The 7532-nt window shown below is 71.0% G+C and carries 5 protein-coding genes; all 5 read right to left on the reverse strand.

The window, feature by feature from the left end; translation table 11 throughout:
- Positions 1-306: 306 nt before the first annotated feature.
- Entirely contained in the window at positions 307-1440 is a 1134-nt protein-coding gene (locus ACWGH4_RS26770; RefSeq protein ID WP_453465457.1) for a macrolide family glycosyltransferase, read from the reverse strand.
- A 57-nt stretch (positions 1441-1497) separates the two neighbouring features.
- Positions 1498-2031 (reverse strand): DUF3291 domain-containing protein, encoded by a 534-nt coding sequence (locus tag ACWGH4_RS26775; RefSeq protein ID WP_441267595.1) that lies wholly within the window; start codon positions 2029-2031, stop codon positions 1498-1500.
- A gap of 61 nt (positions 2032-2092) precedes the next feature.
- Positions 2093-3394 carry a cytochrome P450 gene (locus ACWGH4_RS26780; RefSeq protein WP_453465460.1) on the reverse strand — a complete coding sequence of 434 codons (1302 nt, stop codon included), beginning with the start codon at positions 3392-3394 and terminating at the stop codon, positions 2093-2095.
- A 21-nt stretch (positions 3395-3415) separates the two neighbouring features.
- Positions 3416-4297 carry an alpha/beta fold hydrolase gene (locus ACWGH4_RS26785; protein WP_453465462.1) on the reverse strand — a complete coding sequence of 294 codons (882 nt, stop codon included), beginning with the start codon at positions 4295-4297 and terminating at the stop codon, positions 3416-3418.
- Between the two features lie 49 nt (positions 4298-4346).
- Positions 4347-7532: SDR family NAD(P)-dependent oxidoreductase (locus tag ACWGH4_RS26790; RefSeq protein WP_453465464.1), on the reverse strand; the 3186-nt coding region annotated here is incomplete at its 5' end.

Genomic DNA, 7532 nt, shown 5'->3' on the forward strand with positions numbered 1-7532 from the left:
CGGGGCCTGATATCGGTCCAATGGGAGGGAAGGCGCCGTTCTTCGCGTGCGGGTGCCGGGAGTTCGGCTCCTGCTGCTCTCCGGCGTTCACTTCCATGGCCAGCACCGTCGTCATCGCCAGGGCGACGGCGAGGGCCGGCAGAGCTATTCGCTTCACGTCTTCTCCTTGATAAATCTGCAGAAAGAAGCCGGCCGGGTCGTCGGGGGCGTGGGGCCCCCGTCCGGTCCGGCCGGCTGCGGTCGTCAGGGGGCGGGTCAGCGGGCGGAGGCCAGGAACCCTTCGATGGCGTCGGCGGCGACGACCGGTCAGTCGATCTGCTGCATCTTGGTCTGCAGGGCCGTGACCCGGTCCTTGACGCCCTGGTCGGCGTGGACGTCGTCGGCGAGCTTGCGCAGGCTCTGGACGGTGGTGTCGGAGGCGGCGAGCAACCGGCCGAGGCCCAGTTCCTCGACGCGCAGGCCGTTGGCCCGCTGCTCGTTCATCTGGGGGATGACGACCATGGGCACGCCGTTGTAGAGGGATTCCATGGTGCTGTTCATGCCGCCGTGGGTGATGAACAGGCTCGCGTGGCGCAGCACGTCGAGCTGCGGCACGTGCCGGGAGACGTGGAAGTGGGCGGGCAGGTCGCCCAGTTCGGCCGCGTCGACGTGGTCGCCGACGGCCATCACGACCTCCCAGGGGGCGTCGCGGAACGCTTCGACGGCCATGGTGAAGAACTCGGGCCAGCCGGTGGCGGCGGTGCCCAGGGAGATCAGCAGGACGGGCCGGTCGCCGGTGGGCTGCCAGCTGCCCTGGAAGGCGGACCGGTCGCGGAGGCAGGGTCCGGCGAAGACGAAACGCTCGTCGAAGGTGTCGCCGTCGTAGTGGAACTCGCGGGGCAGGAAGATGATGCCGAGGTCCTCGATCTTGGTGAGGAACTCCATCGCGGAGGTTCCTTCCAGGCCGATGCTCGGCAGGTGCGCCTCGAGCTGGGTGAGCATGTCCATCACCAGCGGGTCGCTCATCTCGGCGACCGGGAACTTCTCGTGGATGGCGAAGTGCTCGTTGGCCCCGTACGAGGGGTGCAGCCTGATCGCGGGCACGTCGTGCTTCGCGGCGTAGAACCGGGCGCCCCAGGCCATGAAGTCGTAGACGACGAGGTCGGGGCGGTCGTCGGCGTAGAAGGCCTCGGCGGATTCGGCGAGGGTCTTGGCCTCGTTGAAGCAGCGCAGGCCTTCGCCCTTGAGGGCTTCGGGGGTGTAGGGGCTGGTGTAGTAGTCGCCGAAGACGGAGGTGTAGGTGACCGGGCGGGCGCCGGACGCCTCGATGGCCGGCGCGAAGTGGTCGGTGGTGGTGCAGGTGACCTTGTGGCCGCGCCGGACCAGTTCCTGGACCACTCCCAGGTTGGGGTTGATGTGGCCGAAGGCGGGGAAGTTGAAGAACGCGATGTGCTTACTCATGTCACCTGTTTCTGTGGGGGGCGGGGTGGTGGGACGCGCCGCCGGCCGGTCGGATGGTCATCGCACGGGGTAGTCCTCGCGGACTTCGGCGAGTTTCGATTTGCCTTCGGCGAAGGTGGGCAGCCGTGCGGTTTCCGTGGCGACCCAGTGGGTGGACTCCCACGCGTACATCACCTTCTTGGTCTTCCGCATGGCCGCCATGTGCTCCGCCGACGCGACGAACGCGCGCATGGACTCCTCGTCCTTCCAGATGGAAAGGCCCTTGGCGCTGTTCCAGCAGCGCTCGGAGTAGGCGAAGGTGGCGGCCAGCATCCCGTACTTTTCCCAGCCCTCTTGTATGAGGACCTGAATCATGTCAGCGGTCGTCTCTTCGGCGTCCGGTTTCGGCCATCCGCTGGATGCGGATATGAGATACCGGTCGGGCAGGGGGCCGCGCAGCAATCCGGTGCCGGGGTCGATGGCGGGCCCGGTCCACGGGACCACGATCTGCAGATCCGTCTCGTCGCAGTCGGCGAATCCCTGGAGTGTCGTCGGCAATTCAAGTGTTCTGCCGCCGGCGCATTTCCTGCCGGTGGCTTCCTGTGTGGACACGTCCGTCCCCTCTTCCCTGTCTGTCCGTGGATTTCGCCGTGGTGCTCTGCCCGCGGCCGGTTCAGGCGGCGGTCTGCTTGCGCCGGACGGAAAGCTCGGAGTATTCGGCGACGACCATGCGCAGGACGTGCAGTCGTCCCTCGCCGGTCAGTTCCAGGGTGGGCAGCAGCGGCAGCAGTGCGTGGAACATGGCCCGCAGTTCGATGCGGGCGAGTGCCATGCCGATGCAGCGGTGTTCGCCGGCGCCGCCGAACGCGAGGTGCTTGTTGGGCGAGCGGGTGATGTCGAAGCGGTCCGGCTCGTCGAAGATGTCCTCGTCGCGGTTGGCCGAGGGGTGCACCATGGCGACGGTCTGGCCCTTGCGGATGAGCTGGCCGCGGATCTCGAGGTCCTGCTTGGCGACCCGGGCGAAGACGATGCCCACCGAGGTCCAGCGCAGGATCTCCTCGACGGCGCTGTCGACCAGGGACGGGTCCTCGATCAGCTTCCGCAGCTGGTCCGGGTGCTCCAGCAGGGCCTTCACGCCGCCGACGATCGCGTTGCGGCTGGTGCCGTTGCCGGCGTGCACCAGGTTGGTGAAGTGGTAGGAGATGTCGTGGAACTGGAGCTTCTCGCCGTTCAGGCGGGCGTTCGCGAGCCGGCTGAGGACGTCCTTGCCGTCGCCGCCGCCTTCGGCCATGCGGGTGCGCACCAGTTGGGCCATGTAGTCGTCGAGGTCCATGATCAGGCGCATGAAGGCGGCCTGCGGGTCCTCGCCGTCGAGGGACTTGAAGCCGGAGCTGAAGGCGCTGGCGATCTTGTGGTGCAGGTCGAAGAGGTACTCCCAGTCCTTCTCCGGGACGCCCAGCAGGTCGAACAGGGCGGCCAGCGGCAGCTTCGCGGACAGCTCGTGCGCCACGTCGGCGTGGCCGCGCTCGTCGAGGAGCTGGGTGAACTCGGCGACGTGCTGGACGGCGAGCTCCTTGAGCCGCACTTCCATCTCGGCCAGACCGCCGGCGGTGAAGGCCGGGTAGATGGCCTTGCGCACCTGGAGGTGGCCCGGCGGGTCCATGAACGGCAGGCCGTAGTGGTAGTCGACGGGGTGGCCGTACTGCTCGGCGCGGCGGACCCGTTCGGTCTCGAATGGCTCGATCTCGTCGGGGGTCTCGATCTGCACGCGCTGGCTGACGGTGAACAGGTGCGGGTTGGCGGCGACCCAGGCGAGGTCGTCGTACTTGGTCAGCGCCCAGAAGGGCTCGTAGCCCGGGCGCTGGTACCAGTAGACCGGGGCCTCGCGGCGCAGCTGCTCCCACTCCTTCCACGGGTAGCCGCGCTCGTTGATGAGCGCTTCGCTGGTGATGTCGAGGGAGTCGAGGGTGGGCATCGCGGTTGCCTTCTTTCGTTGTCAGCGGGGGGTGTGCGCGGTGAGGAACCCGGTGATCGCCTCGACGGTCGCGTTTCGCCGCTCGGGGGCGTCGAAGCCGTGGTCGAGGAGGGTCGCCCGCGGGGCCTCCGCGGCGATGCGCTTGGACACGCCCTCGGGGTGGTGCAGGTCGCTTCCGGGCAGCAGGAGCAGCGGGGCGGGGAAGTGGGTCATCCACTCCTCGGGGACGGTGAAGTAGGCCGACCCGTCGGGCCAGACGCCGTCGCGGAAGCGGACCAGGCGGGTGACGTAGCTTTCGCGGGTGAAGGTGAGGAACTCCTCGCGGAAGGCGGCGTCGTCGTGGAGCCGCTGGGCGAAGGGCCCGGCGGCGGGGTTGAGGCTGAACCGGGGCTCGTGCAGGGCGGCTTCGATCACCGCGCGCAGCCCCATGGTGTCGGGGTCGTCGAGGGAGGCGGCGCGTACGTGGCGCATCGCCTCGTCGAACTCGGTGAAGAACGAGCCGAGGGTGTTGGTGGAGTCCCGGCCGGCGGGCTCCTGGCCGACGACGGCGGCCACCCGGTCGGGGGCCTGGTGGGTCAGCCGCCAGGCGTGGGCGCATCCGCTGCCGGCGGCCACCAGGTGGGCCCGGTCGATGCCGAGGTGGTCGAGGACCGCGAGCTGGTCGCCGGTGGTCTGCTCGTACGAGAAGGGGGTGGTGGGGGCGTGGCTGCGGCCGGCGTGGCGCTGGTCCATCGCGATGACGCGGAAGTGGGGGGCCAGTTCGCGCACGGGGTGGTAGAAGTTCGCGTCCCAGGATTCGATCTGGCTGCTCACGCCGCCCGGGGCGAGGAGCAGGACGGGGAATCCTTCCCCGTGCTCCTGGTAGTGGATGCGGGCACCGTCGGGGCGCTGGATCTCGGGCATGGCGTTCCTCCGTGAAGGTGTGTCAGGAAGGGCGGGGCGGGCGGGCGGGTCATCGGCCCGGGGCGGGGATCGCGGAGAGGAGTTCGGCGGCCATGGCCTGTGCGTTCTCGAGCGGTGCCGCGTGGGTGCCGGGGATGCTGCGCCGGGTGAAGGTTCCGTGGGTCATTTCGCGCCAGCTGTCCATGGACGGTGCGGGGACCACCGGGTCGTGGGTGCCGGCTATGGCGACGACGGGGATCTTCAGCGGGTCGCGGTGGACGGTGGCGAGGGTCTCGCGGTGGTTCTCGCCGAGCTGGACGTCGACGACGAGCCGTTGGATGTACTCGGTGAGGAGGTCTTCGTTGTCGAGGATCTGCTGGGGCAGCAGCCCTTGGTAGACCTCGGCGAGGTGGGCGGTCGAGGTGCCGTCCCAGGCGGCGGTCGCCTCCCCGATCCGCTGGATGATCTCGGGTGTGTCGGCGAACGGGGTGCGGGCGCAGGCGACCACGAGGGACAGCGGTGGTGCGTCGTCGCGTTCGGCGAGCCGGTGGGCGACTTCCCAGGCGAGCCAGGAGCCCTGGCTGTGGCCGTAGAGGACCAGCGGGACGGGGTCGTGGCCGGACAGGGCGGTGGTGATGTGTTCGGCGACGGCTGTCATGTCGGTCATCGGGGGTTCGTCGGTGCGGGCCTCGCGGCCCGGCATCTGCACGCCGAGGAGTTCGACGCCGTCGGGGAGGTTGCGGATCAGGGGGGTGTAGCCGCCGGTGGTGCCGCCCATGCCGGGCAGGCACACGATCCGGGCGTGCGGCCGGGCGGCGGGCTTGAGGACCCGCAGCCAGGGGTTGTCACCGGTGGCGGGCGGCGGTGGCGGGCCGGCGGGCTCGCCGTGGAGTTCGCCGACGAGGTGGCGGGCGATGCCGTCGCAGGTGGCGTGTTTGATGAGGATGCCGGTGGTCAGGGGCAGGCCGGTGGCGCGGGCGAGGTTGCCGCGGACGGTGACGGCCATCAGGGAGTCGAATCCGAGCTGTTGCAGCGGCTGCCGGTCGGGGATGTCCGCGGCCGCGAGGCCCAGGACGTGGGCCATTTCGGTGCGGACGATCCCGGTCATGTGGTGCAGGCGCGTCTTTGGGCTCATGCGGGCGAGTTCGTCGGCGAGGCGGGCGCCGGCGAGGGCGTCGTCGGGTGACTGGTGGGCGGCGAGCGCGGCGCGGACGTCGTCGATGTCCTCGATGAGAGGGCGGGGCCGGGCCGCGCAGTAGGCGGGGGCGAAGCGGGTCCAGTCGATGTCCGCGACACCGAGGGTGGTCAGGTCGGCGTCGAGGGCGGCGCCGAGGGCGTGCAGGGCGTGGGCGGGTTCCATGGAGTACAGGCCGCGGGCCTGGACGTGTTCTTCGGCCTCTGCGGTGAGCATGCCCTCGCCGGCCCAGCCGCCCCAGTGGACGACGGTGGCGGTCAGGCCGAGGGTGCGGCGGTGGCGGGCGAGGGCGTCGAGTCCGGTGTTGGCGGCGGCGTACAGGGCCTGGTGGGCTCCGCCCCACAGGCTGGCGCCGCTGCCGTAGAGGAGGAACGCGTCCAGGGGGCGGTCGGTGAGCAGGTCGTGGAGGTGCCGTGCGCCGTGGAGTTTGGCGGCCAGTTCCTCGCCGATCTGGTCGGGGGTGATCGCCTGGAGGGCGGTGCCGCGGGTGATGCCGGCGAGGTGGGCGACCACGCGCAGCGGTTGCGTCGCGTCGTCGTCGCAGTGTTCGAGGAGCCGGCGCAGTTGTTCGCGGTCGCTGATGTCGCAGTCGGCGGTGGTGACGGTGATGCCGGCGCCGGCGAGTTCGTCGCGCAGTGCGGCGGCGGCGGCCGAGCGGGAGGCGGTGCGGGAGGCCAGGACGAGGCGGGTGGTGCCGCGCCGGGTGAGGTAGCGGGCCAGGTGCAGGCCCAGTCCTCCGGTGCCGCCGGTGATCAGTGCGGTGCCGCCGGTGGTCCAGGCGGTGGCGGGCCGGTCGGGGGCGGTGCGCAGCATCCGGCGGACGTAGCGGCCGTCGGGGCGCAGGGCGATCTGGTCCTCGTGGTCCTTGGCCAGCAGGGTGTTCACGAGTTGGAGGGCCCAGCCGTCGTGGGGGCTCGCCGGCAGGTCGACGGTGCCGCCGGTCAGGGCGGGCTGTTCCAGGGCGGTCACCCGTGCCAGTCCGGCCACCAGGGCCTGCAGGGGGTGGGGCAGGGGTTCGGTGCCGTCGACGCTGACCGCGCCTTGGGTGAGCATCCACAGCGGCAGGGGGAGGCCGGTGTCGGTGAGGGCCTGGACGAGGGCGAGGGTGGTGCGGAATCCGTGCGGGACGCCCGCGGTGTCGAGGGTGGTGTCGAGGCCGCCGAGTGTCACGATGCCGGCGAGGCCGGGGGCGAGGGCGTTCAGGGCGGTGGCCAGCGCGGTGCGGTCCTGGCCGGTGTCGAGGCGGTGCACGGTGGCGCCGGCCAGGCGCAGTTCGCGGGCGAGTTCGTCGGCGAGGCGGGCCTGGTCGGGGCCGGCGGCCAGGGCCCAGCCGCCTTCGAGGGCGGCGGGGGTGGTGGCGGGCGGGGCCTGCGGCTGCCACACGTCGTCGTAGAGCCAGGGGGCGACGGTGGCGTGGGTGTGCTGCTTGTCCTGCCAGGCGGCCAGCAGCGGCAGGAGTTCGTCGATCCCGGCGCGCAGGGGTGCGGGGGCGTCCAGCAGGTCCGCGATCCGGCCGCTCTCGCCGGCGCGGACGGCTGTCCAGAAGGCGTCGACGGGTGCGGCGGTGGACGTGGTGGTGGTCTTGGCGGGGGTGTCGATCCAGTAGCGGCGGCGCTGGAAGGCGTAGGTGGGCAGTGCGGCCACGGGTGCTTCGCCGAGGACGCGTCGCCAGTCGACGGGGACGCCGTGGACGTGGAGCAGTCCGGCGGTGCGCAGGAACTGGGTGAGGTCGCCGTGGTCGCGTTGGAGTGTGGCTGCGACGACGGCCTGGTCGTGGCCGGCGTGCAGGGTGCCGTCGGTGAGCGGCATGATCAGGACCGGGTGGGGGCTGACTTCGACGAACACGTCCAGCCCGTCGGCGAGCAGCGCCTGCTGCGCCGCATCGAGTCGCACCGGCTGGCGGAGGTTGCGGCTCCAGTACCGGGCGTCGAGTGCCGTGCCGTCGAGGAGTGCGCCGGTGACCGTGGAGTAGAACGGCACCTGTCCCGCACGAGGCGTCAACGACGCCAACTCCGCCTCGAGGTCGGGCAGCAGGGCGTCCATGTGGTGACTGTGGGAGGC

The sequence above is a fragment of the Streptomyces sp. NPDC054847 genome (genome assembly GCF_053610925.1).